At 63.6% G+C, this 24,658-nt stretch carries 19 protein-coding genes; 5 read left to right on the forward strand and 14 right to left on the reverse strand.

Annotated elements, in window-relative coordinates; translation table 11 throughout:
- Nucleotides 1-108: 108 nt before the first annotated feature.
- Complete coding sequence (locus P12x_RS16750) at nucleotides 109-3,501, reverse strand: choice-of-anchor X domain-containing protein (protein WP_435005494.1); 3,393 nt, start codon at nucleotides 3,499-3,501, stop codon at nucleotides 109-111.
- 283 nt (nucleotides 3,502-3,784) lie between these two features.
- Here P12x_RS16750 and P12x_RS16755 point away from each other — a divergent pair, with 283 nt between their 5' ends.
- Complete coding sequence (locus P12x_RS16755; protein ID WP_435005495.1) at nucleotides 3,785-4,600, forward strand: hypothetical protein; 816 nt, start codon at nucleotides 3,785-3,787, stop codon at nucleotides 4,598-4,600.
- Between the two features lie 56 nt (nucleotides 4,601-4,656).
- Here the strand turns inward: P12x_RS16755 and leuD are convergent, their stop codons facing one another.
- The 4 genes from leuD to lipB all read right to left on the reverse strand — a co-directional run bounded on the left by leuD (nucleotide 4,657) and on the right by lipB (nucleotide 8,556).
- Entirely contained in the window at nucleotides 4,657-5,325 is a 669-nt protein-coding gene (gene leuD / locus P12x_RS16760; protein ID WP_435005497.1) for a 3-isopropylmalate dehydratase small subunit, read from the reverse strand.
- A 7-nt stretch (nucleotides 5,326-5,332) separates the two neighbouring features.
- Nucleotides 5,333-6,745: a 3-isopropylmalate dehydratase large subunit gene (gene leuC / locus P12x_RS16765; protein WP_435005498.1), complete on the reverse strand. Its 1,413-nt coding sequence runs from the start codon at nucleotides 6,743-6,745 to the stop codon at nucleotides 5,333-5,335.
- A 154-nt stretch (nucleotides 6,746-6,899) separates the two neighbouring features.
- Nucleotides 6,900-7,835: a lipoyl synthase gene (lipA, locus tag P12x_RS16770; protein WP_435005500.1), complete on the reverse strand. Its 936-nt coding sequence runs from the start codon at nucleotides 7,833-7,835 to the stop codon at nucleotides 6,900-6,902.
- Complete coding sequence (gene lipB, locus P12x_RS16775; protein WP_435005502.1) at nucleotides 7,810-8,556, reverse strand: lipoyl(octanoyl) transferase LipB; 747 nt, start codon at nucleotides 8,554-8,556, stop codon at nucleotides 7,810-7,812. Before lipB ends, lipA begins: the two co-directional genes overlap by 26 nt.
- 1,299 nt (nucleotides 8,557-9,855) lie before the next feature.
- Between lipB and P12x_RS16780 the strand changes: the two genes are divergently transcribed.
- Entirely contained in the window at nucleotides 9,856-10,422 is a 567-nt protein-coding gene (locus P12x_RS16780) for a PEP-CTERM sorting domain-containing protein (protein ID WP_435005504.1), read from the forward strand.
- Between the two features lie 128 nt (nucleotides 10,423-10,550).
- Here the strand turns inward: P12x_RS16780 and accC are convergent, their stop codons facing one another.
- The 5 genes from accC to P12x_RS16805 all read right to left on the reverse strand — a co-directional run bounded on the left by accC (nucleotide 10,551) and on the right by P12x_RS16805 (nucleotide 15,668).
- On the reverse strand, nucleotides 10,551-11,915 hold the full coding sequence (accC, locus tag P12x_RS16785) for an acetyl-CoA carboxylase biotin carboxylase subunit (protein ID WP_435005506.1): 1,365 nt from the start codon (nucleotides 11,913-11,915) through the stop codon (nucleotides 10,551-10,553).
- Nucleotides 11,916-12,103: 188 nt separating this feature from the next.
- Nucleotides 12,104-12,625 carry an acetyl-CoA carboxylase biotin carboxyl carrier protein gene (accB, locus tag P12x_RS16790; RefSeq protein ID WP_435005507.1) on the reverse strand — a complete coding sequence of 174 codons (522 nt, stop codon included), beginning with the start codon at nucleotides 12,623-12,625 and terminating at the stop codon, nucleotides 12,104-12,106.
- Between the two features lie 92 nt (nucleotides 12,626-12,717).
- The gene (locus tag P12x_RS16795; protein ID WP_435005509.1) at nucleotides 12,718-13,815 is read right to left on the reverse strand and encodes a M24 family metallopeptidase; all 1,098 of its coding nucleotides are present in this window, start codon (nucleotides 13,813-13,815) and stop codon (nucleotides 12,718-12,720) included.
- A gap of 386 nt (nucleotides 13,816-14,201) precedes the next feature.
- Nucleotides 14,202-15,239 (reverse strand): TPM domain-containing protein, encoded by a 1,038-nt coding sequence (locus P12x_RS16800; RefSeq protein ID WP_435005511.1) that lies wholly within the window; start codon nucleotides 15,237-15,239, stop codon nucleotides 14,202-14,204.
- Nucleotides 15,240-15,380: 141 nt separating this feature from the next.
- Nucleotides 15,381-15,668: a hypothetical protein gene (locus P12x_RS16805; RefSeq protein ID WP_435005513.1), complete on the reverse strand. Its 288-nt coding sequence runs from the start codon at nucleotides 15,666-15,668 to the stop codon at nucleotides 15,381-15,383.
- Between the two features lie 100 nt (nucleotides 15,669-15,768).
- Here P12x_RS16805 and P12x_RS16810 point away from each other — a divergent pair, with 100 nt between their 5' ends.
- Complete coding sequence (locus tag P12x_RS16810; RefSeq protein WP_435005514.1) at nucleotides 15,769-17,238, forward strand: hypothetical protein; 1,470 nt, start codon at nucleotides 15,769-15,771, stop codon at nucleotides 17,236-17,238.
- An 87-nt stretch (nucleotides 17,239-17,325) separates the two neighbouring features.
- On the opposite strand, the gene P12x_RS16815 is transcribed toward P12x_RS16810, so the two are convergent.
- Nucleotides 17,326-18,768, reverse strand: a complete 1,443-nt coding sequence (locus P12x_RS16815) for a cytochrome-c peroxidase (protein WP_435005515.1) — start codon at nucleotides 18,766-18,768, stop codon at nucleotides 17,326-17,328.
- Nucleotides 18,769-19,100: 332 nt separating this feature from the next.
- Here P12x_RS16815 and P12x_RS16820 point away from each other — a divergent pair, with 332 nt between their 5' ends.
- Nucleotides 19,101-19,517: a thioesterase family protein gene (locus P12x_RS16820; RefSeq protein WP_435005517.1), complete on the forward strand. Its 417-nt coding sequence runs from the start codon at nucleotides 19,101-19,103 to the stop codon at nucleotides 19,515-19,517.
- Between the two features lie 748 nt (nucleotides 19,518-20,265).
- On the forward strand, nucleotides 20,266-20,814 hold the full coding sequence (locus tag P12x_RS16825) for a hypothetical protein (RefSeq protein ID WP_435005519.1): 549 nt from the start codon (nucleotides 20,266-20,268) through the stop codon (nucleotides 20,812-20,814).
- 65 nt (nucleotides 20,815-20,879) lie between these two features.
- Here the strand turns inward: P12x_RS16825 and P12x_RS16830 are convergent, their stop codons facing one another.
- The 3 genes from P12x_RS16830 to P12x_RS16840 form a co-directional block, all read right to left on the reverse strand.
- Complete coding sequence (locus P12x_RS16830) at nucleotides 20,880-22,148, reverse strand: GNAT family N-acetyltransferase (protein WP_435005520.1); 1,269 nt, start codon at nucleotides 22,146-22,148, stop codon at nucleotides 20,880-20,882.
- Between the two features lie 156 nt (nucleotides 22,149-22,304).
- Nucleotides 22,305-23,915: a hypothetical protein gene (locus P12x_RS16835; protein WP_435005522.1), complete on the reverse strand. Its 1,611-nt coding sequence runs from the start codon at nucleotides 23,913-23,915 to the stop codon at nucleotides 22,305-22,307.
- Nucleotides 23,915-24,631 (reverse strand): glycosyltransferase family 2 protein, encoded by a 717-nt coding sequence (locus P12x_RS16840; protein ID WP_435005524.1) that lies wholly within the window; start codon nucleotides 24,629-24,631, stop codon nucleotides 23,915-23,917. The genes P12x_RS16835 and P12x_RS16840 overlap by 1 nt, the downstream gene beginning before the upstream one ends.
- Between the last annotated feature and the right edge of the window lie 27 nt (nucleotides 24,632-24,658).

Here is a 24,658-nt window from a genome sequence, read left to right on the forward strand (position 1 = left end):
GGCGTCGCATTTCCATCAGATCTCCAGGCGTCTTCGAAGTGTTCGATCCTCTGAACTCGGTCGAGGCTCGGGATCGACCTGAAGAGCCGGACCTGGTCCCGCCCCGGCTTACTTCTGCGGCTCTGTTTTCGGGCTGCTTGGCTGCTTCTCGGTAGGCTTGGGGACCGGCGGGGCGGCCGGCGTGCCTCCCGCTACGGGTGCCGGGTTGTTAATCAAGAAGATCTGATCGGCGAGTTCCCCTTCGACGTGGAAGTTCAAGGACGTCGACCTCTGGAACATCGGGACTGCGCGGTCCTTCACCAGTTCCTCCTGCTTCCCGGCAACCTGGATCGATTCGGCCAGGTCGATGTACGCGGTCCCATCCTGGTATTCCGCCGAGATGCCGACCCGATAGTCCGCGGCTCGGCGAGGGATGGCGACCAGCGGGATGACCCCGGTGTAGACGCCGTCGTCCTTCACCTTGTCCGGAGCCTGGCCGTCGTCCTTGAGCGGGAATTCCTGGAAGCGGATCGGGGTAACGCCGGCCTCGATCTTCTGGAAGAGTCCGGTGACCCGCGCATTCTTCACCGGAGCCCCGACGATCATCTGTGCCGAGATCACCGCCTGCTTCGCGTCGGCCGGCAGCGTCCCCTGATATGAACTGTTCGGATCCTTCGGCGCGTCCTGGATCAGCTTGGGGATCAGTTGAGCATTCGATCGCGGAGTGCCGATCGAGAAGGTGAAGTTCAGCCCCTCCCCCTGCTTCGGCCTGAACTCGCTGGAGGCATTCTTCGCGGGATCGAACTCGCCCGAAGCATCCTTGTTGGCGGGGTTCCACGACTTCGGCCAGTTGAAGTTCTTCTTCTTGAGGACCAAGACCGGGGTATACCAGCCCTCCCCCACGCCGCCTTCGGATGTGGGAGGGAGTTCGAACACCAGGACGTTGGTGCTCGATTTGCTCGGCTGATATTTGAGATTATCCGACGGGGATTCCCGATAGGGACGATTGATGTCGCTCTCGAGATCGGCCCTTTCCCTGGAATTTTCCACGTTGATCTGATGCTTGATGAGCCGGATCTCCGGGGTGATCTTGTCCGGAGCGTTTTTGTCCGAAGTGATCCCGGTGAGGTCGATGTCCTCGTTGTTGTCGGTCGGGACGGTCAGGCCTCGGGTGAAACCTGCGACAAACTGATATCGCGAAGCGGAGTCGAGGTAGACCGGCCGGAGGGCCAATCGCGTCTCGTCCGGCAACGTATCCGACTCCATGACCGGGTAGGCGATTCGGTCGCGAATCATCCGCTGGAACAGCGTGAACGCGATCGGCCCGTCCTTATCGGCTGGTCGAGCAATCGGCTCGTCTCGTTTCTGGAACAGGATGGTCCCCTGGAGCGGGAAATTGACCCAGGTGCCTTGCGACTGGTCGTTGGCGAGCCGCTGGCTGACCGCCCCGACCTCGTCCTGGTCGGTGACCGTGAGGATCGAACCGTCCGAGCGTGCCGAGAAGTCGCGAAGCTGCCTCGGGATCGGCGCGGTTCCGACCTGGACGATATCAAGGCGTAAGTCGGTCTTGCCGATCAGGATCGGCTTGAGATTCTCGAGTTTCTCGATAATCGAAGGGGGCAGTCCTCCGGGGGGGACCAGGACGGCGACGTTCTTGATCGTATCTCGGCGGATTTCTTGCGCGACGAGGTCCAGGAGGCCGAGGATCTGGTTCGTCCGATCGCGTATCAACCCCTCTTTACCAATCTCGCCCAACTGGTTCTCAAGCTTGATGGACTCCTGAGCTGCCGCGTTGTCCTGCTTGATCCGATTGTCGATCCCCGCCCGAAGTTGGTTCGTCGTGTTGTCGATCCCCGCCCGAAGTTGGTTCGTCGTGCGCGCCGCGTTATCGCTCAAATCCACCCCCACGCTCTCGGTGAGACCGAACATCGTGCTCACTCGATCTCGATCGATCAGGTCGTCGAACTGGAGGACGCAATCTCTCCGGAGTTCGTTGTAATTTCGTCGCTCCTCGGGATAGACCAAAACGTCATCGATGGAGCCTGGCCCGGGGAAGGCATTCGTGATCGGCGGGGCGATGACCAGAGTGGCCCTGGCCTTCTTGAATGGGTCTTCCACCTCGTTGGGGATCTTGCCGAGCTTGGCGAATTCGGAATCGAGCTTGCGGGTCAAGTCGCGGGCATCGACCGCCCCCGGGACCTTGTTGTCGATCAGGATTGCGTCCAGCTTCGCGGCGATCTGGCTGAGGTAGAGGAGCTGGGAATCGTCGGGGTTCAGCACGGTGCTCTGGACCTCGTTCTCGGCCTGCTTGGCGAGGTCCTTGAGGAAGTCGATTTCCTCGTCGCCGATGGGAGGGGGGGCCAGGCCCGAGCCGGGATTCGAGACGAATTTGAGGAGACCGTCGAAGATCGAGCGGCCTCGGCCTGGCCGGTTGGCCAATGACTGGGCCAGCTTCTTCGCTTCAGCCTTCAGCACGGGGGCAAGCAGTTCGAGGGTCTTGGGGACGATCGGCGGGACGCCCACCGATTCCAGGACAAGCGTGGCGATGTCCCCCAGGTTGGAAGGTTTGGCGATCTCGCTTTCTTTGAGCAGGTCGAAGACGATGCCCGTGACCTTGCGGAGCAGGGTCCGCCGATCGGCTTTCAACCCCCTGGCCTCCTGATCCTTGATCATCGACCGGGTTTTGTCCTGGGCCTTCAACGCGAGGTCCACCGGGAGGATTCCGGTCGCGCTGCCCGCTGTCAGGGCGGCTCCCGAGCTGGGCGCCACGAACCGGGCGTTCTTGTCGACCCCGTACTTGCCGAAGAATTCTTCCACGATCTCCTGGCATGACTTCTCGGCCGGGATGCTCGGATCCCTCGAAGTCACGGCTCGGGCGTTGTGGCTGAAGGTGCCGACATTCGAGCAGAGGTATCCCGGCCAGGTCCGGCTATTGTAATTGTCCATGATGCAGCCCTTCCCGCCCGGTGATCCGGGCAGGGGGCAGTACTGGGCCCCGTATTCGTCGGGGAGACCGAAAAGGTAGTGGCATAGTTCGTGGACGATGGTCAGCCGTTGCCCCTCGGTCGAATATCGTCCCTCTTTCAAGGACTGGACGTAAATCGCAAGCTGGCCAGTGTTTGAGGAAAATCCATTGAGTGTTCCCCAGCCTCCCCGGTATCCTCCACCGAGCGTGAATGGGGTGTCGGGCGAGATCAGGATGTCGGCCTTGCGGATGTCGTCCGTGTATTGTGGAGGGGCGAGGTAGCCCTTGCCGGCCGTGACCTTGCCGAGGTCATCGCTGACAACCTGATAGAATTGAGCGACCAAGGAGTCGAGTTCGGGCGTGCGACCCACCTCGGCACTGAGCAAGGCCTGAGCGGAATTGCTCGAATTCGGCAGCCGGGCATATGTATAGGAAAGATAAAATAACCCGGAGCTGGGATCGTATCGTCCCGAGGCCGATGCATCGCTCCCGCAGACGATCAGGATGACAAAAAACGCCGATAAGGCGATTCTCTCCCGCATCAATCGGTCTATCATGGCGGTCCTGCTTTCGTGGCTGGAATACCCTGGGTGGTCTAGGTGAAATTGGCTAGCCGATATCGATTTGGGAATTTTGCCCATTCAACGTCGATCCCAGGGTATATTTCCTCTTAATGGACGGATTCGAACAGCATTCGTTTCGAGGTTGCGTGTGAGGGTCGGGTACGGAGACCTGTCCTGCTTTAATCATGGAGTTGATCACCGAACCGCACGGCACGATCGTACAATGCGTATTTTTAACAAGCTAGCTAATATTTTTGTGCTTTCTGGAATGGTCGCGATGACGATCGCGACGACGGCGCAGGCTGGCGGGCATCACGGATCTCCCCAGCCGGTTTATCTGGTCCCGACGGTCCCGGTCATGGCTTTTGCCCCGGCCCCGGCGGCCTATGCTCCCCCGATGGCCTACGCGCCCGCCGCATATGCTCCGGTTGCGTACGCTCCGCCCGCGAAGCATCACAAGGCCAAGAACTACGCTTATCCGGTCGCGGCTTATGCTCCCGCTCCGGCCTATTACTATGGGGCCGCCCAGGCTCCACCGGCGACCTACAACCTCGTTCCTTACGCGGCTCAGGCCCCTGCGGCGGCTCCGGCGGCAGCCGCCCCCGCTGCGGCCGCCCCTGCTCCCGCGATGTACCAGTGGAAGCTGGTGAAGACCTCGGGGGCAGAGAGTTCGGCGGCGGCTCCCGCAGCGGCCGCCCCCGGGACGGATACCGATCTTGCCGGTTTGAGCAAGGACCAAAGCGAGAAGGTCGTCCAACTCGTCAAGGATCGCCTGGATTCTTACTCGAAGACGAGCATGTCCTCCGAGAAGAAACGGGACGAATTGATCCGCGACGCCGGGGACTTCTACGCCGACGAGCTGGGCAAGCCCTCGTCGAGCTTGACCACCGCCGAGCGTGAGGATGCTCGAAGCCTTGCCCTGTCGGTCCTGGGAGAGCAGCCGGAGGCGAAGAACGAAAGCACGTCAGAGGCCAGGCCGCCGACCGGCGGTGCCGCCCCGACGTACCTGGTACCAGCCTACGCCCCGGCCGTCTACCAGCTTTTCTTGCCCCAACCAGCCCAGGGTGGATTGTTCCACCACAAATATCGTTGAGCGAGTCAACTAGGGCGGGTCGACGAGTTGGCGACCCGCCCGGATCCTTCGTTCTCTCAGGCGGATTGGGGAGTGATCCAGCCTGGGGCTCTCTCCTCATGAGCCCGGATCGACGGTTCATCGAGCAAGGTTTCGGCGATGGCGTCGAGACCGTTCAGGAGCCGATGACGCTGGGTCTCGGGCACTTCGATGGCTAAGGTCTGGTCCGAACCCGATGACGGGTGGACGGTAACGGTCAAGGCTCGAAGGTCAATCGTGACCTCGGCCCCGCCTTCGCTCCGGCCGGCTTCGGCAATCGCTTCCCACTCGGCCTCGGGGAGTTCGAGGGGGAGCAAGCCATTTCCGTAGGCATTGCCTTCGAAGATGTCGGCGAACCCTTCCCCCTTGACCGGGGCGATCACGGCCCGGAACCCCGCCTGGGCGACTGCCCAGACGGCGTGTTCGCGACTGGAGCCGCAGCCGAAATTCTTCCTTACCACAAGGACGGTCGCCCCCTGGGCCGAGGGTTTGTTCAGCGGGAAGTCCGGGGCCTCGGGTCCGTGCTTCTCGGGGTTATCGGCCTCGGGTGCTCCGCCGGGGACGTAACGCTTGTCGGCGAACAGCAAGGGGCCGTAGCCGACCCGCTCGACCCTCTTGAGGTAGCGGGCGGGGATGATGAGGTCGGTGTTGACGTCGGTCCAGTCGAGGACCGCGACCTTGCCTCGATGCGTCGTGAACGGTTCCATCGGTCGGTCAATTCCCCTGGGTCAGCATCTGACGGACGTCCACGAAATGTCCCGCCACCGCGGCGGCTGCGGCCATGGCCGGGCTGACCAGATGGGTCCGGCCTCCGGGGCCTTGCCGGCCCTCGAAATTGCGGTTGCTGGTGCTGGCCGATCGCTGCTGAGGGGTGAGCTTGTCGGGATTCATCGCCAAGCACATGCTGCACCCAGACTCCCGCCACTCGGCCCCGGCCTCGCGGAAGACCCGGTCCAGGCCCTCGGCCTCGGCCTGATGGCGGACCTGCTCCGAGCCGGGGACGATCAAGGCCCGGACGCTCGGGGCGACCTTGCGACCCCGGAACACTCCAGCGGCCACTCGCAGGTCTTCGATCCGCCCGTTGGTGCAAGAACCGATGAAGACCACATCGACCGGGATTTCGGTCATCGGGGTCCCCGGCGTCAGGCCCATGTAGTCGAGCGCCCTCCGGGCATCCTCGGAGCTGGAGAAGGGGACCTGGTCGGGTTCGGGCACCCGGCCGGTGACGTCGACGGTCATCGCCGGGTTGGTTCCCCAGGTCACCTGGGGCGCGATCTGGTCGGCATCGATGACGATGTGGCGGTCGAACGCCGACGGGTCGTCCGTCTTCAGGGACTTCCAGTCGGCGATGGCCGCGTCGAGGGCGGCTCCCTTCGGGGCGAAGGGGCGATCCCCTTTGGCGATGTACTGGATCGTGGTGTCGTCGGGGGCGATCAGGCCCGCGCGGGCCCCGGCCTCGATCGACATGTTACAGATCGTCAGCCGCCCTTCCATCGAGAGGGCCTCGATCGCCGGGCCGAAGTATTCGATCACCGTCCCGGTGGCACCGCCGGTGCCGATCTTGCGGATGATGGCCAGGATGATGTCCTTCGGCTCCAGGCCGGGAGCCAGTTTGCCCCGGACCTCGATCCCGAACGAGGTGGGCCGCTTCCCTTGCCAGAGGGTCTGGGTGGCCAGGACGTGCTCGACCTCGCTGGTGCCGATCCCGAAGGCCAGGGCCCCGAAGGCGCCGTGGGTGCTGGTGTGGCTGTCGCCGCAGACGATCGTGGTCCCCGGCAGGGTCAGTCCCAGCTCGGGGCCGATGACGTGGACGATCCCCTGACGGCCTCCGTGAACATCGAAGAGGGTCACGCCGAAATCGCGGCAATTGGTCCGGAGGGTCTCGACCTGCCGCCTCGACATCGGCTCCTTGATGTCGAGCTGGTGCTCGGTCGGCACATTGTGGTCGACCGTCGCGATGGTCAGTTCCGGTCGGCGGACCTTCCGCCCGGCCAGCCGGAGGCCGTCGAATGCCTGGGGACTGGTGACCTCGTGAATCAGGTGCCGGTCGATGTAAAGTAGCGTGGCCTCATCCGTCGCCTTGACGACGTGGCGATCCCAGACTTTCTGGAACAGGGTCTCGGGCATGCTTCACTCGCTTCCACTTCGCACGACGCAGGTCAGTCTGAGGGGTGGGCAATTATGATCGAAACGGTCGACGCGTCTCAAGCGTCGTCAATCGACGAGTCAACTCGGCCGATGCGAGGCCGACACAGGAGGGCATCTCCCGGTTCGTCCCGGATCAGTCGTCGATCGCATGGGCGGCCATCTCGTCGGCGTGGTAGCTCGACCGGACGAACGGGGCGCTGGCCACTTCGAGGAAGCCCATCGATCGGGCCAGTCGGCCCAGCTCGTCGAACTCTTCGGGGGGCAGGTAGCGGTCGACGGGGAGGTGCCGGGGAGAGGGCTGGAGATACTGGCCGAGGGTCAGGAAATCGCAGCCGACCGAGCGGAGATCGGCCAGGGTCTCCAGGACCTCGCCGGTGGTCTCCCCCAGCCCAAGCATCAGGCCGCTCTTGGTTTTCACCTTCGGCGAGGCGAGTTTGGCGTGACGCAAGACGGCGAGGCTGACGGCGTACTGGCTCTTCCGTCGGACGTACTGCTGGAGCCGGGCCACGGTCTCCAGGTTGTGGTTGAAGACCTCGGGCTCGCCGGCCAGGACGACCTCGATGGACCGGGTATCTCCATCGAAGTCGGGGGTCAGGACTTCGATGGTCGCGCCGGTGCGTTCTCGGACGGCCAGGATGCAGCGGCGGAAGTGATCGGCCCCGCCATCGGGCAGGTCATCGCGGGTCACCGAGGTGATCACGACATGCTTCAATCCGAGGCGGGCGCACGCCTCGGCCAGTCGATCGGGCTCGTCGAAGGCGACCTCTTCGGGCTTGCCTCGCTTCACCGCGCAGAAACCGCAAGGGCGGGTGCAGGTCTCGCCCAGGACCATGAAGGTGGCGGTCCGTCGGGTCCAGCATTCCGAACGATTGGGGCACTTCCCGCTCTCGCAGATCGTCTCCAGGCCCAGCTCGCCGATCAGATCCTTGGTGAAGTAAGTCCCTCTCGACGAGGGGATCGGACGCTTCAGCCAGGCGGGAAGTCTCCGGCGAGGGGCGTCGGCGACAACCTCTTCGGCCGTCAGGACCGAGAGGGTGGCGAGGTCATCCGAGGCTCGAGGCGTAGGCATGAGTGCCGACCTTCCGACGGATCAGGGGATGATGCGTGTAGAGGTGGTGCCGCTCCAGTCCGAAGACCGATTCGACCCGGCGGATCACCGCTTCGCGGACCTTCGCCATCGGGGCGGGTCGCTGCCGACGCGATTCCATCGATGTCTGGCGGATCGGCAGCTTCGACGGGCCGGGCCGGATTTCTTCGAGGACCTCGAAGGGTTCCAGGAACGTCGAAACATTCAGGGTGAAACCATGATAGGCGATCCATCGGCTGACCGCCACGCCGACCGAGCCGACGCGCGACTGGCCGAGGAAGACCCCCGGTTGGTCGGGCTGGGTCGATGCCGGCAGGTCGAATTCGGCCAGGACCTCGACAAGGACCCTATGAAGTCCCTCTATGTAGCTCTGCAGATCCAGCCGGGAGGAGTTCAGGGGCATCGCGAGATAGCCGACAAGCTGACCGGGAAGATGCAGGACGCAACCGCCACCCCGATTGATCCATCGAACGGCCATGCCTCGTGAACGTAACTCCGGATCGTCCGCCAGGATGTGGGCCCGACTTCCCGAACGACCCACGCTGATCGTCGGAGGGTGCTCGCAAAGAATCAGTGCTCCACCTGCTCGCTCGTTTTCCCCGAGATCATAGACGAGGCGACGCTGGACTTGCTGGATCTCGTCGAAATCGACCGTGCCAAGAAGGTAGATCTCCAGCGGCGGAGCGTCGAGAGACGGATTCATCGCGACTCTGTTCCTCCTCTCGTCCGGTTCTCTCGCCTTGCATCGACATCCTGTTGCTCACCTACTGTACAGTCCAAGGGGATGGCCCGGCAAGTGGAGTCGGAGCTTGCCAAGGGTGGATCAATTATGCAAGTTCCAAGGCCCTTGCCAGCCTGAAGCCGTCCTAGGCCCCATCGACTCTCGGGATGGATCGAGTCGAAGACCTCGCAGAGAAGGGCATCCTTATCCGCTATCGAGGAGGACCATCCATTCTACCGGTTGAGTTCCATGTGCGCATGCGAGTCTTCAATTGCTCTCGGGTTGGGAAAGCTTTGCCTGAACCGCTTTTGGCTTGATTCCTCCGGCAAAAACCAGGCGGTATTCGAATTCGGGACGGGCGATGGCCTGGCTTTTGCTGATGCCGGGGTGGGACAAGACCGTGTTCAGGAGACGTACACATTCCAACTAAAGAGACACCCAGCTGTTTGAAACTCCGGGTGAATCGGCCCGTGATCGAGCGTGCGGGTTGGGGGGCGAAGGTGCCAGCGTCGACGAATTAATTAGGTCGATTTTGTTAACGGGTGAATAAGACTGCGATGACGTCTGGGTAAATAAGCGATACCGGGCGTGATTTTGCCCTTAGTTTGGCTTGTTTCTTCGCCTGTCGCCTTGCTTGATCCGAGGCATGCATTTAGAAAGCTGCGGAAGATAGAGTCGAGTGTATGCGAACCATTGTTACTTTTTATAAACTTTTGTGATTATCGCTTGCGATCTAGGTGGATGTCGTGCAAAGCTAGCCGGAGCCTGAAAATGAGACGACCCGGGCCACCTTACGAAAGCTGCGATCTCCCTGGCGAGGAGGAGCTCAACCCGAGTCCGATCGCCAAGGTTCGTCGAGGCCTCTCACTTTTCAAGTGATGGATGATCCTGGGAAGTCACTACTGGATGGTTCCCGGGATCCCGAGCGTCGCCGTCGGATCGGCCTTCGCGGCAATATTGCCAGAAGGCTCGCGTTTGATGCGTCGAAGTTCGAATATCCCGACGCGATTCGCGTCAGAAGGCTCGGCGGAATGAGAAGGATTTGGGTTCAACCCCGGGAAGGTCCATGGGTTACCATCATTTTTGAGTCAATCGCGAAGATTGGCCTCCGAGCTCGTCTTGGAGGACGATTCGCGGGGGGGGGCGATCTGGAGTTATCAAGCCTGGATCGGCTCTCTTGCCTGCCGTTCGGCTCGGGATCCGTGATCTCGGAGTCGGTGATGAGCCTCGCCGATCGTGTCGGCCTCTCAACCACCTTTGATGCTGGAGAAATTGAATCTAATGACCAAGATTTCGCGTCTCAGTGCCTGCTTTGTCCTTGCTGCTCTGGCTCTTGGAATGTCCTCGACGACCCAGGCTGCTTTCAGCTACGGTAGCCAGGGATTCGCTGATATTGGTATCCCCACTATCAACACGGCGGACATCAACAGCGCCACCTCATTCGAACTGGGAACGGTGGTGACCAACGGCAGCCGGACCGGCGACTTCCTGATGCTACCCGTCCAGACCTTGATCGTCGATGGTCCGCTGACCATCGGGGATCCCTCCACGTTCAGCCTGAGCAGCACGGCGTTCGGCGTCTTCCAGGCGACCACGATCACCGAGGTTGCCGCCAGCGCCGGCACTCGTGCGTTCCTGGTGGGCGGGCTGTTCACGGGCGGTACTGCCTTCGGTACCCCTTCCAGCCCTCTCTCCGCAGTGATGCGGCTCAGCTTCACCCAGAGCGGGGGAGCGATCTCGGATTCCGCCAGCCTGACCGTTGCCGTCCCCGAGCCCGCTTCCGTTGCCATGCTGGGCCTGGCCGGCCTGACCGGCGTCTCGATCGCCCGTCGTCGCCGCTCGTCCTGATATTCGGGTAAAACCCTCCCCGTCTCGACGGGGAAACAACGTCACCTATTATTCGGCCACGACCGCGCTACTGGCGAGGTCGTGGCCGATTTGGTTTTCGATCGCGGAAGTCGGGAACCCGAAGCTTCTCAGGAAGTCGAGGAGGCTTTGGGCGGCATCAAAACCCGCTCGACCCAGGTGGTATCGACCCGGTTCTCGATGAAGTCGGCATTCCGGAAGACTCGACGATGTAAAGGAATCGTGGTCTGGATTCCCTCGATCGCAAGTTCGTCGAGGGCCCTCCGCATCCGGGCGATCGCCTCGACACGACTGGGAGCGTGCACGATCAGCTTGCCGACCAGCGAGTCATAGTTTGGCGGGACGCTGTATCCGACCTGGACGTGGGAGTCCCAGCGGACTCCGGGACCGCCGGGAATCTTCAGGTTCGTAATCCGACCCGGGGAAGGTCGGAAGTCGTGGTCGGGGTCTTCGGAGTTGATCCGGCACTCGAACGAGTGTCCGGTCGTCTTGATGTCGGACTGGGTGAAGGGCAGCTTCTCACCGGAAGCGACCCGGATTTGTTGCTGAACCAGGTCGATCCCGGTGATCATCTCGCTGACCGGATGCTCGACCTGGATCCGGGCGTTGACCTCGATGAAATAGAAGTTATTGTCGGCGTCGACCAGGAATTCGCAGGTCCCAGCGTTCACGTAGCCGCAGGCCTTGGCGAGCCGGACGGCGGCCTCGCCAAGCCGGGTCCGGACCTTCAGCGGCAGGGAGGCAGCGGGTGCCTCCTCGACCAGCTTCTGGTGTCGGCGCTGGAGCGAGCAGTCACGATCCCAGCAGTGGACGACGTTCCCGTGCGAATCGGCGAGGATCTGGACCTCGACGTGCCGGGGCCGGTCGATGAATTTTTCGAGATAAACGCTGGCATTCTTGAAGGCGGCCTCGGCCTCGTTCTTCGCGGAGCGGAGCGAGGTGAGTAGCGAGGATTCCTCGCGACAGACCCGCATCCCCTTGCCACCGCCTCCCGCCGCCGCCTTGATCAGGACCGGGAAGCCGATGGCCTTGGCCAACCGGACGACTTCCGCATCATCGCCCACCGGGCCATCCGAGCCCGGGACGCAAGGGACCTTGGCGGCCTGGGCCACGGCCTTGGCCTCGGTCTTCAGGCCCATCCGGCGGATCGCGTCGTGGGGCGGCCCGATGAACTCGAAATTGCAGCTCCGGCAAACCTCGGCGAAGTGTGGATTCTCGCTCAAGAATCCGTAGCCAGGGTGGATGGCCTGGACCTCGGCCACCTCGGCCGCCGCGATGATCCGGGGGATATTCAGATAGCTGTCCGAGCTGACCGCCTTGCCGATGCAGATGGCCCGGTCGGCCAGCTCGAGGTATGGGGCGTCCCGGTCGGCCTGCGAATAGACGGCCACGACCTCAACCCCAAGCTCCTTGCACGCGCGGATGACCCGCAGGGCGATCTCACCGCGGTTGGCGACCAGGATTCGCTGAAACATCGACTCGTTCCGTCCGTCCGGAAGGGCCTTGAAATCGGGGCTGAGGACTCAGCCCACCATCCGAGGCCCATTGCCTTGAGTATTTCGAGAATCGATCGATCCCGATCGGATCATGGCCGCTTTCGGGTCCGGGCCATGCTGTCCGAGGCCTGAGTCCTCAGTCCCGAGTCCTCAGTCCTCACGGGGGATCAGGCTGGGCTGACGCGGAAGAGTGGCTGGCCGAATTCGACGGGCTGGCCGCTCTTGACGAGGACCTCGGTGATCGTGCCCGACAGCCCCGCGGGGATGTCGGTAAAGACCTTCATGGCCTCGATGATGCAGACCGTCAGGTCGGGCCGGACCGCCGAGCCGACCGTGACGAACGGCGGGGCCTCGGGCGAACTGGAGGAGTAGAACGTGCCGACCATCGGGCTCTCGATCAGCAGGCCCGAAGGGGCTGCCGGGGCGGGAGCGGCCACCGGAGTTGCCGGCATGGCGATCGTTGGGCCATCGACCGCTGATGCGGGATTGGCGGCGGGGGCATAGTTGTTCGGGGGGGGGTACGCCATCGGGAGGGCGACCTCGGGTCCCCTTCGACGGAGCCGGATCTGCGTCGGTCCTTCGATGAAATCGATCGCCGTCAGGTCGTATCGCTTCATCAATCGGACCAGTTGGTGGATCGCCCGGACATCGGGCTCGGGGCTCTCCGCGTTCTTCTCCAACTCCGGCATGCCTGCTCGCCTTTCGATCGGTCGTCGGGGAGGACGGTCCACTGGATCTGAGGAACGGCTCCCGGTAATTTCTCGTCGGGGTCGGCCCCGGTTCATCGAAGTAGGGTCGACTCGAAGGCCTTGGGGACGTCCGAGAGAACTTCCGGCCCGTCGGGCGTGATCAGAATATCGTCCTCGATCCGGACTCCGCCCCATTCGGGCGAATAGATTCCCGGCTCGATCGTGACGACCATGCCCGCCCGGAGCGTCGCCTGATTGTCGCGGCGGAAGAAGGGATTTTCGTGGATCTCCAGGCCGACCCCGTGGCCCAATCCGTGGGTGAAGAGGCGGCCAAAGCCAGCCTCCTCGATCACCGAACGAGCTGCGGCATCGACCTCGCCAGCCTTCACGCCAGGACGGAGCGCGGCAATTCCTCGCTCCTGAGCGGCCAGGACGGTTCGGTAGACCTTCTCGAACTTCGGAGTGACCTTACCGGTGACCAGGACCCTCGTCAAGTCGCTTTTGTAACCGGCGGAGGATGTGGCACCCCAGTCAATCAGCACGAAGTCCGCATCGCGAACCTTGGCCGAGCGAGTTGGCCGGGCGTGCGGCAGGGCGGCCCGAGGGCCGACGGCGACGATGGGGGGGAACGAGGCCGCCGACGCCCCGCAGCGTCGAAGGTATCCCTCCAGGGCGTCGGCCGTCTCCTTCTCGGAGTCGTCCTCGTCGAGGCTAGCCCGGAGCATCGCGAAGCCTCGCTCGGCCTGGCGGACCGCCTCGCGGATCGATTCGATCTCGGATCGATCCTTGATCGCCCGGAGCGACTCGACCCGCCCGGTCACGCCGGTCCACTCGACGGTCGGGGCCTTCTGCTTGAGCGTCTCGAAGTGGGCCACGCTGAGGCTCGACGGCTCGAAACCAACCCGCCGGACCCCGAGCTTGGCCAGGATCTCGCCGAGGCCATCGTAGAGGAGTTGGCCGACCGGGCGGATATGGACCTCCAGGCCGGGACACTCCTGCTCGATCTGGGTCGTGAACCGCCCGTCCGAGACCAGGAGGGTCCGATCCTTGCCGACGAGCAGGACCGATGCCTCGCCGGTAAATCCGGAGAGGTATCGGACATTGGTCTCGGAAGCCACCATCAACAGGTCGATCCGGTCGCCCCGGATCGACTTGCGCAACTTCTCCAGGCGACGATTGCTCTGATCCATCGGCCCCAGGTCACCCTGCCAGGTCTAGTCTGATTCGTTCGCCACTAACTCTAAACGATTTTGAGGAGACGAGATAGCTCTGCTTCGATAGCAGGGTGCCCCTCTCGATTTGGGCATCGCCAGAAACCGCCCGATCGGTGACGAGCGTCCTGTAGGGCAGGGCTTGCCCTGCCGAGACCAGGCTCGCGGCTGGGCCAGCCCTGCCCTACAAGAAATGCCAGAATCGAGAGGGACTCCCTCGATAGCAAGTCGATCAGTCGATCCCGTACAATCCTTCCGAAATCGCCGACGGGACGACGAAGCTTATAACGATCGAAGGACCGAGGTCACCCCAGGGGGGCAACCGCGGTCCTTGTCGATGAAGAATCATCTTTCAGGCCATGGAGTTACCAGCTCCCGCCCTCGTCGTTGCCACCTCCGCCCCAATCGCCACCTCCACCTCCGCCCCAGTCGCCACCTCCAGCATCTCCGCCACTGCCGCCCCAGTCACCTCCGGCGTCGGCTTCACCGCCGCCCCAATCGCCGCCGACGCCTCCCTCGCCCCATTCCGGGCCGGCACCGGGAGTCGTGCCTGGATCGTAGGAGGAGGTCTGATCGACGCCGTGATGACGGCCCCCGGAGAATTGGTCATAGAGCCAGTTGCCGGCCAGGGCGCCGCCGATCCCACCGAACATGCTGGACATGAATCCGCCACCGCCTCCTCCGCCATAACCGGGCGCACCGTAACCCGGTCGTCCTCCTCCATAAGCTCCGGGGCCGCCCATGGGCCCTTGCTGGTTGGCGTAGCCGCCCCGACCTCCCGAGAACAGGGCACCGAGGATCCGGATGACCAGGAACACGCCAAGAATCGCGATGACGATGGTGATCAAGGAACCAATCCCCCATGGCTTGTTGACGACGGCTCCGGGCCGGCCGGCCGGGGCGGCTTGTCGATTATTCCCGGCGGTCGGGATGGGGCGGAGTGAGCCCCCGGCTTCGGCCCTGGCCTCGGAGAGCGTGGAGTCGATCTTGTCGACCCCGCGGGCCAGGCCGGAGTCGAAGTCTCGCTTCTTGAATTCCGCGATGAAAGCATCTTCGATCCCCTTGAGTCGGGGCTTGGTCAGGTACTTCAGATAACCGCGGGAAGGCTCGGCGAAGATCTTCGAATCTTCCTTGGCGATCAGGACATACATCCCTTTCGCGCGAGCTTCCTCGGCGTGACGTGTGGTCACATCGCGGATCTTTTCACCTCGGAGCGACGGGATGGCCTCGATCGTCACGGGGACCTTGTATTCGTCCTCGATCCGAGCGAGTTCCGCCCGAGCCTTCTTCACGGCCTCGGGCGAGAAAAGGCCGGCACCATCGCGGACCTCGGCGGCCCTCGTCGAACCGGAGGACACCACCAGTATCGCCGGGAGGGCGATCAACCATCGGAGTCGTGTCATGGGTCCCTCACCTCAAGTCCGTAAGCGAGCCCCAGCTCGGGTCACTCGGGGGTGTATTCGTCAGGGGCATCCGGATATCAAACCGGGCAGGCCCATAATCACTGTGGCAGAAGTCGTGCCGCTTGCCAAGGATCGGAGAGATCAGGATTCCGCGATATCGTCGAACCGGGTGATCGCGATGACCTCATCGCGCCGGACCAGGACCCGGGAGCGATTCCGGCGGATCCCGAGTCGAACCGAGTCGTAGACGTAGATCTCCCGGGTCGCCGCGCTGTCGCGGAAGTCGTGGAGGTCGGCATCATCCATCGTGTAGAAGAGCCCGTCGATGCCCACGAGAGTGCCCAGACAGACATAGCTGGAGCTCAGGTCGAGCACGACGACCTGGCCGATCAACTCCACCAGCGCGGGCGACGATTCTTGGCCTGTCATCTCGGACGCAAAGCCTCTGGGCTTGAGGAAAAAGTCGGGAAAAGTTGGGGCGATCCTTCGCCTTGACGAATTGTAGGTGTCGGGCTAACGTCCCGCCACCATGTCACCCAAAAACCATTCGCTCATCGTCGGCCTCGCCGCCCCCGGCCTGCTCTGGCTGGCGACCTCGGTCGCCATCGGTCAGTCGGTCCCGGCACCGCGAGTCCCGTCCCAGGCGCCGACTTATGCGGCGCTCCTGCTGTCCAACGGCAAGGTCGTCCTAGGCGATATCGTCGAGGATGCCAAGGCCGGAGTCTATCGGATCCGGGCCAGCGGAGGTCCGCTCGCCTTCCCGAAGAACATGGTTCAGAAGGCCGGTGGTTCGATCGAGGAACTCTACGAGTTTCTCGCCGCACGACTCCCGGTCGGAGATATCGGCGAGAAGATGAAGCTGGCTCGTTGGTGCCTCACCGAGAATCTCACGGACCAGGCCAAGGAGCAACTCCTGGCGATGCAAGCCGCGTGCCCGGACGACGCCGAAGTTCGCCGAATGCTCTACAATCTGGCGGCCACCTCCAGCGCACCAGGGAGGATGGACCCTGCCGTCCGGCAGACGTCCGGCGAGGTCCCCGCTCCCCTCGATCCCAGGGTCCTCGGCAAGGTTCGGGGGAGCTTCGGGGGGGCTGCTCCTGTCATCTTCGATCTGCCCACCGCCCAGGCGGTCCGGCGAGCCGGGGAGTTCACCGAGTACGTTCAGCCGGTCCTCCAGATGAGCTGCGCCCGTTGCCATAACGAGCGATATGAAGGGAGCTTTCAGCTCGTCGAAATCAAGAACGCCAAGGATCGGAAGAATCCCGACATCGCCCGGGCCAACCTGGATGCCACGCTCCGCCTGATCAACCCCGATGACCCTTCGCGAAGCGAACTGCTCTCTTCGGGACTTCTCCCGCACGGCGGGAGCAAGAACGCGGTCTTTCGTGGCCCGAATGACCGGTATTTCCAGGTCCTGAATACCTGGGTCAAGCGAATCCGTCCCGCATCGTCCAGTGCGTCGCGGACCTCGGCCGATCCGGTCTCCCGGACGGGCTATGCCCCCGCCGAGCCCTCTTCGGACGACGGTTTCGCCTCCGATCGCGAAGGCCGGATCCCGGTGAGCCGTTCTGCTGTCCCCAGGCCCCTACCCGGCCTGGATATCCTGGAAGCGGCCCGGGCGGCCAATCCCCCGCCCCCCGCCCCTCGGACCGTGAACCAGTATGAGGAGAACGCCGACCTGTCCGGCTACCCCGATTCCGAGTTCCCGATCCCCGTCGGCGCGGGGGGACTTCCGCCGATCCCGGCCCCTCCTGCTGGCAACCCTGCGACTCCGGCAAAGGCTCCCGCCCGGCTCCCCGCCGCCCAACCGGATGTACTCCCCTTATCGCCGGAGCGAGTGGTGATCGAGGCGAACGCCGACCCCAATCAATTGCCCGGGATGGAGAAGCCGCTCTACCCGACAGCGGCCGCCACCAAGGCTCCGGGCAAGAAGTCCCAGCCGAAGATCAAGGGCGCCGACCTTGAGAAGCTCTTGAAGGCTCGCAACGCCCAGCCTTGATCTCTTCCATCGAGACCCAAGCGCAAAACGACGCCCGGGGCGACTCACGAGCCTCCCCGGGCGTCGTCGAAGTTTCCGGATCGTGACTCAGCGGGCGATCACGGAGCAATGGACCTCGCGAAGGTCGACCGCCGTCGTGTTGGGGGCCGGTGACATGAGCGCGGAGGCGGGATCGACCGTCTTGCCGTCGGGGCCGGGCGGCAGGGTTGGCAAGGCCACCTCGACGGTCTCGCCGGTGAGGGCCTTCATGAAGGCGACGAGGTCGGCCTTCTCCGAATCGGTCAGGTTGAGCGGCTTCATCTCGGGGTCGAGCGCGGGGTTCTTGACCCCGCCCTTGTTGTAGAACTCGATGATCTCTTCGAGCGTCTTCTCGCTCCCGTCGTGCATGTAGGGGCCGGTCCGGGTGATGTCTCGGACCGTCGGGGTCTTGAACGCCCCTCGCTCCTGGGGTGCCTTGGCTCCGATGGGCGAGATCTCGAACCGACCGCGATCGGCGAATTCCCCCTTCGCCTCGTCGTAACCAACGCCGAGATTGTGAAACTGCTCGTCGGTGAAGTTGAACCCGGCATGGCAGGCCGTGCAGTTGGCCTTCTTGAGGAGGGCCTTGTCGACCTTGTACGGGTCCTCCTCGGTCAGCGGGAGGCCGAAGAGGACCATCCCTCGCTTCTCGCTCTCGCTCATGACCTTGAAGCTTTCCGGCTCGTCAGGGTCGGATCGAAGATACTTGTCGTAGGTCGAATTTCCGGACAGGGCTGTTCGCTCGAACGAGGCGATCGCCTTGGCCATCCCATCCAGGGTCGCTTCGGTCCCGAAGACCTTCAGGAACTGCTCCTTGTAGCCTGGAATGGTCCGGAGCCGCTCGATGATCTCCTTGTACGACTGGTCCCCCATCTCGATCTTGTTCTGGATCGGACCTTGAGCCTGACCTTCGAGGGACGGGGCGCGACCGTCCCAGAACATGGTCTTGCCGTAAACCGTATTGATCACGGTTGGTGCGTTCCGGCCCCCCTTCTGTCCCTTGATCCCGCTGGAGGTTTTCAGGTTATCGGTCCAACCCTTGGCCGGATCATGGCAGGTGGCACAGCTCACCGTCCCATCCTTGGAGATCCGGGGGTCGAAGTAGAGCTGCTTGCCCAGTTCGACCTTACCCTTGGTGATCGGGTTGGATGCGGGGATGAATGAGGTGATGTCCTGGAGCCCGTTGGGAACCTCGACGGCGAACGCTTCGTCTTGGATCGTCTTCGGGTCGAAATCCTGATAGAGGTACGCCATCGGCGTCGGAGACTCTGACTCGCCTCCCCGGACCTCGCCCTTGACGACGTCGACGACCTTGTTGGGATCGACTCGCGTGTCTGGGGTGGTCAGTTCGGCCGGCTTTTGGCCGCCCTTCGACCCTTCGACCGGAGGGGCCGGAGTCTGGGAATTCGAGGCGATGGGTGAGGCGGTCTCGGTCCCGGCTCCCCCACATCCCACCAGCAAAATCGGAGTGGAGGCGATCAGCGTCGCAAGGACGGAGGACAGTCGCGGCATGGAAATTCTTCTCCATCGAGGGACCTGGGCCCGGGGCGGGGCGGGTCCTAAGAATACAGGGCCGGGAGCGGCGGGCCGGCGGGTCTGGGCGATCCGACGAACGGGTCGGAGCCGAATTAGCCGGGAGCTTGCAGGCGAGGCAGCTATTGCGGGTCGATCTAGGCAAGTTAGGGTGGGATCATCGGCGGAACATGATTCTCAGTGACGAGGATCGTCCAACCGATAATGATTATTGTTATTCTATGGGCTCGAGGTCAAGCGCCCGCTTGGGCTTGGCAAGTTGTCCGCGACCATCTTGAAAACGAGCGGTCCTTCGGGGCCGGGAAGAATTGATGAGATCCCTGATCCGGTCCGGAATGTCGGCGGAGGAGCGTCTGGTCGTCGGCCCATCGAATCGGATCGTCTTCGCCGACGATCGGATGCCTGCGGTGCTCTCCACCCCCTGGCTGGTGGCTCACCTGGAATACGCCGCCAGGAACGCGATCGCTCCCTGCTTGACCGATGACCAGCGGAGCGTCGGGACCTTCCTCGAGGTCGAGCATCTGGCCCCCGTCCCCGAGGGCCTGACCGTGATTTGCCGGGCTCGCGTGATCACCGCCGATGGCCCGGTCGTCACCTTCCAGGTCGACGCCCACGACGGTTTTGAGGTGGTGGCTCGCGGGCTCCATCGGCGGAGGGTGATCGATGTCGACCGGTTTGCTCGTCGAGTCGCCCGAAAACGAGACGCTGGCAGGGCGGATCGATCCTGATCTCAACTCCCCGGTCGTATGCTGATTAAGTGGCCGGGTTTTTCCGGAGGCCAGCCCGGCCTCGGTTCGAGACGCCTAAGAAATTCCCGCAAAGATCGTTTCACCAACGGCATTAAGTCTACCCCGGTTCCGGAATGCCGGTTATAGTGGATATTTATGCGGGATTGCATCCCCTAGGAGCAGCCCAATGGTGAGGGATCCTGGTACTCCGTTGTCGGCCTTTCCAGACCCGAAAACCATGATCCGCACGATCCAGTGCCCTAGCTGTGGCGTCATGTTGAACGTGCCGGAAGCGGCGGCGGGGCGACGGCTGAAGTGTCCCCATTGCCAGTCGAAGTTCTCGGCCCCGGGAACTGATTCGGGATCCTCGTCGATCTCCAATTCGGGCGCCGGGTCGTCGATGATGCGCACTCGTGGGCCGAGCAGCGGGAGTATCGAACTACCCGACTCTCGCGCGGATAGCCATGGGAGCGTCGAATTACCAGGCTCGTCCTCGAAGCGTGGGCCGAGCAGCGGGAGCTTCGAACTGCCCGCCTCCCCCGCTCCTCTTCGAGAGACGTTCGACCTTCCCCTCCTCTCGGACGATTTACCGAAAGCCGCCCCCATTCCGGGGAGTACCCATCCGGCAACCGCCGATGCCCTGGGCCTCTTCCAGGATGAGCCGAAGTCTTCGAGGAAGCCGAAAGGTGCCGAGGCCCGATCGAGAGCCCGACGATGTCCGGGCTGTGGCGGGGTGGTCGGCGTTGGGATGTCCCTGTGCAATACCTGTGGGCTGGACCTCGACACCGGTCAACGGGTCGTGGTCGATATCCTCGATGATGAGATGCCGGTTGCGGTCCGACCCCCGTCTCCCTCGATGGGTGTGATCTTCGTCGGGTCGTTATGCGCGGTGGGGTTTCTGCTGCTCTCGGTCATTTCGATCGTGGCCTGGTTGAAGGGGCAAGATGGAGCGCAGTTCCTCTTAATCGTCTGGTTATTCGGGATCTATGGTGCGGTTCAGTTCCTTCGACGCAAGTCGATGCGGCTCCTCTTCGTCGCTTTGAGCCTTGCTGCCGGGGTCGGGGCCGTCACCCTGATCGCCCTGCCGATCTTCCAGGCCAACATGGCAACCGCCGCCGCTCCGATCACCGACGCCGATCTGGTGAATCCCGAAGACCCGGAAGCTCCGCACATCAGGCCGATCACCGACCGGCTCGACATGAACCGGATCTCCTGGGGGATCTTCATGCTCCTGGGATATGCCGGCCTCTCGGTTTATCTCAACAGCCCGGCCATGCGTCGGGAATTTCGCCGATGATGGCGGGCCGATGACCGAGGGCGGCCGCCCGCCGTCCGATCGATCGGCCCCGATCGTCCGAGTGATCACGCCGTCGCCGCGTCCAGGGGGCTCCGCCAGACCGATTGGATCGGGAAGAGGATCCTCGCGGCTTCCAGGGCCGTGCCGGTCGAGGATTCGACGCCATCTTCCTCGATGGCCCGGTCGATGTTGGTATGCCCCATCAACAACCGGACGAGGGAGGGAGCCGAGAGGGTCAGGTGCCTCCGGCTGAGCTTGTCGGGCTCGAACCGGGAATCTTTCCCCTCGATGTGCAGCAACCATCGGCGGTCGCCGACCGTCAGGCCCAGTTCGATCGGTTGGGTTATCCCGGCTGTGGAAGCACGGCTGGCCAGTTCCGGCATCGCGGAGGTCAGGAAGCGCTCGACGCTCGGGATGTGATACATCGAGGTCGATCCTTCGGTCTCCTCCTGATCGACGACCTTGCCCGAGGCTTGCTGGAATGCTTCGATGACCGGATGGTCCAGAGGAGCGTGGACGATCACTTGCGGGTAGGCTCGCTCCAGGGCCTCGGCCCGGACGCGACCCAGGAGGGCCCGGAGGGCCTGAGGATGGGCCGGATCGGTGGCGATCTCGAGGATCCGGTGATCCTTGACGAAGGCGTATCCCCGGACCGTCTCCCCCTGGCAGGCGACCCAGATCACGTGGGCGTATCGACGACCGATCATCCATCGCCAGTAATCTTCGGACCGTACCACGGTCCCGGTATTGTGGGCGTACTGGCGCTCGTAGAGCTTCATGAGGTCGTTCAACTCGACCTGACGCCAGGGGCGCACGTGCCAGAACCCCCCCTTCCCCTCGATCACGCCGTCGACGACTTGCGGGAGGTTCCGGCTCAGGGTCTGGCCGATGGTCTGACGACCGCAGACGCCCCAACCCAGCGGGCGATAGAACTGGGGCATCCCCGTGGTCAGGGCCTGGACCGCCACGCCGGTGTCGCGAGCCCGGCCGTCGGCCAACCTCATCAGGTTCTGGGCGTAGCCGAGCCCGCGATATTCGGGGAGGGTCCCGACCCACATCACCCCGTTCATGGCCAGGGTGGTCGAGCCGTAGCGGATCGTCCGCTCGGTCAGGTGGACGTGGCTGACCACCCGACCATCGACCTTGACGAGGATCCTCTGCTCGGGATTGTACGAGGGATCGCTCAAGGCGCCGAGGAACGCATCACGATCGGGCCCCTGGAACACGTGCAGGAGTGTTTGATAGACCGCTTCCTGGTCGGCCTCTGTTCCGAGGCAGAACTCGACGGATCCGCGACGATAGGGAAGCCGGACGACCGGCTCGGGCAATTTCATCGATGGACCACCTTCGGGGCGAACCGCAACCGGTTCGGTGACGGCGCCTCGCCGGGACATTTCGCCCCGGCCTCTGATCAACTCAATTGTAGGGGGTCGGACGGCCGTTCGCCTCAATCTTGCGCGGCGAAATCGCACGATTTTTCGGAGGACCGATCAGCGACCCGCCGCCTGGTCCCGGACTCCGGTCAGAGCCCCCCGGAGCCGCCTCCCGTCGTGGAGCGGAAATGCGTACTCTCGAGAGCGGGCCACGCCATTCAACTTGAGGCCGGAGCGGAGTCGTTCGCGCTCCGCCAGGAGCCTGGCTCGGGCCGGCTCGGTCCATCGGGCAAGCTCCAGATTGGCCTGGCGGATCGATCGAAGCCGCTCAAGACGTTGTTTTCGGTATGTGACCTCCCCTTCGATGGCGATCCACTTGGCCTCGATTGCCGCTCGGGCCTCGACCGGGCGGGGGTCGGGGAGATGTCGATCCGGGTTGAATTCCAGGTCGCGGATCGACCGGTCGACGGCCCGAAGAGCCTCCGGGGACGCCGTATCAGATTCCAGCCCGATCCACTGGGTGAGCGAGAGCGTCAGGAACCTCGGCGGTTCGATCCCGAAGAAGCCCCGTGCCACTTCATCCCCCAATTCGTCGTACTTGGCCCCGCCGATCCCGTGGACGAAAAGGTCGCCGAGCAGGTAGCGCGAGAACATCGTGGTGGTCAAGGCCCGGGTTCGGACCCGGATTCCCTTCGAGGGAAGCTCGCAAAGCGCCCCGACGGCACAACAGGCGTCTCGGTCGGCGGAGAGGGGAAGCTCCAGGAAGGGCCGGTCTTCGCCACCGATTCGCAACTCGATCGATCGAGGGAGCAGGCGGGCCATCAAGGGCCGTCGACGGGGCGATTGCGCACGCCAGGCCCAGAATGGGGCTTCGAGCCAGTCCTCCTGGATAGCCAGGGCGGGGACCGGGTGATTCTTGCTGCGAATCCCATAGGCGGCGCGATATCGGGCCAGCGCCGCGTTGTGGGTGGCCTGGAACCTCGGGAGCTGGGCCAGGAGGTGGGAGGCGAACCATCCGAACGCCTCGGTTTCGCAGAGCGACCCGAGCGTGACTTCGATGTTCCTGACCCCCCAATCCGCCTCGACTTCTCGGCGAGCCAGGGCGAATCTCAACCCCACCCTGGAGGTATCATCGGCCCTCCGAAGGACCCGAGGCCAGAATTCCTCCAGGATCGGCCGGTCGACCAGCCCCCCCATCGTCGAGAGGGCCCGGTCGGCAAACGATGCGAACAGGCCCTCGTCCTGGACTGCCTGATCCTCATAGGGGACCTCGCCAGCCCAGACATCGAAGGCCACGGCTGAGGCTCGGAGCCCGCTTTCGTCCCGGTGAGGCACCCGGATGGTCGGGCCCTTGGGAATGTCGTTGTCGACGATCAAGTTCAGCCCGACCCCGCCCGACTTCTCTGCCAGGCCGGCGACCGCGAAGTTCTTCACCCAGACCCCGGGATGGAACAGCTCGGGTTGGTGGCCGGTGACCACCAGCCGATCGGGCTGGGCCGGGACATCGGGCCAGTCGAGGCCGAAGGCCTCGTGATGACGCTTCGCCAGGGCGATGACCTGGGCGCGGGCCATGGTCCGGAGGCGGTCGGCCTTCCTCCCCTGGAAGTCATAATCCCATCGGTCGAGCCGGTCGGCGTTTTCCAGCAGGGCGAGTTCGGCTTGCTCGAGAGCGGGATCCGCCAGCAAGGCGCCGTCGGAGGAAGGGGCCCGCAGGCGGTGGGGATGCATCAACGACAACCCCCCGCGACTTCCAGCCCGGCCCGATCGAGCGCCTCGCGGAACACCGTCTTGTAGTGATTCAGGCGGAAGTTCGCGTCATCGAGCGCCCCGCCGAAGGCTCGATTCTCGTCGAGGTAGATCAAGGGCACGGGCACCTCGTTGACCTTCATCTCATGCTGGACGGCCTGGACCCAGACCTGGAGGGGCATCGCGTAATCGAAATTGGTGATCTCGAACTTTTCCAGGGCAGAGGTCCGGTAGGCCTTAAATCCGCAGAAGGCGTCGGTCAAGCCCAGGCCGAGGCACTCGTTGAGCCAGCGCGTAACCTCGATGTTGATCCGACGCCGCTCGATGGGAGGGATCTGGGTGGGGTCGAACACCTTGAGGTATCGGCTACCCGAGACGATGTCGGCGTCGGCGAGCCCGGCGGCCAGTTCCGGGATGCGTTCGGGCTCGTGCTGGCCGTCGCAGTCAATCGTGACCAGGCCGTCGAAGCCGTTCTCGACCGTATAGCGGAACGCGCTATCGATCCCCGCTCCATAGCCTCGGTTACGCTCATGGCGGACCACCCGGACCTGTGGGAAGGCCCGGAGCATTTCGGGCGTCCGATCGGTCGAGCCGTCGTCGACAGCCAGGACATCCTCGGTATGGCGAAGGACCTCGGCCAGGACCGGCTCCAGGTGGGCTTCTTCGTTGTAGACGGGGATGGCGGTGAGGATACGCATGGACGGCCCCGAAGCGGGAGGATCGAG

It is taken from the genome of Tundrisphaera lichenicola, assembly GCF_051175385.1.
Lineage (GTDB): Bacteria > Planctomycetota > Planctomycetia > Isosphaerales > Isosphaeraceae > Tundrisphaera > Tundrisphaera lichenicola.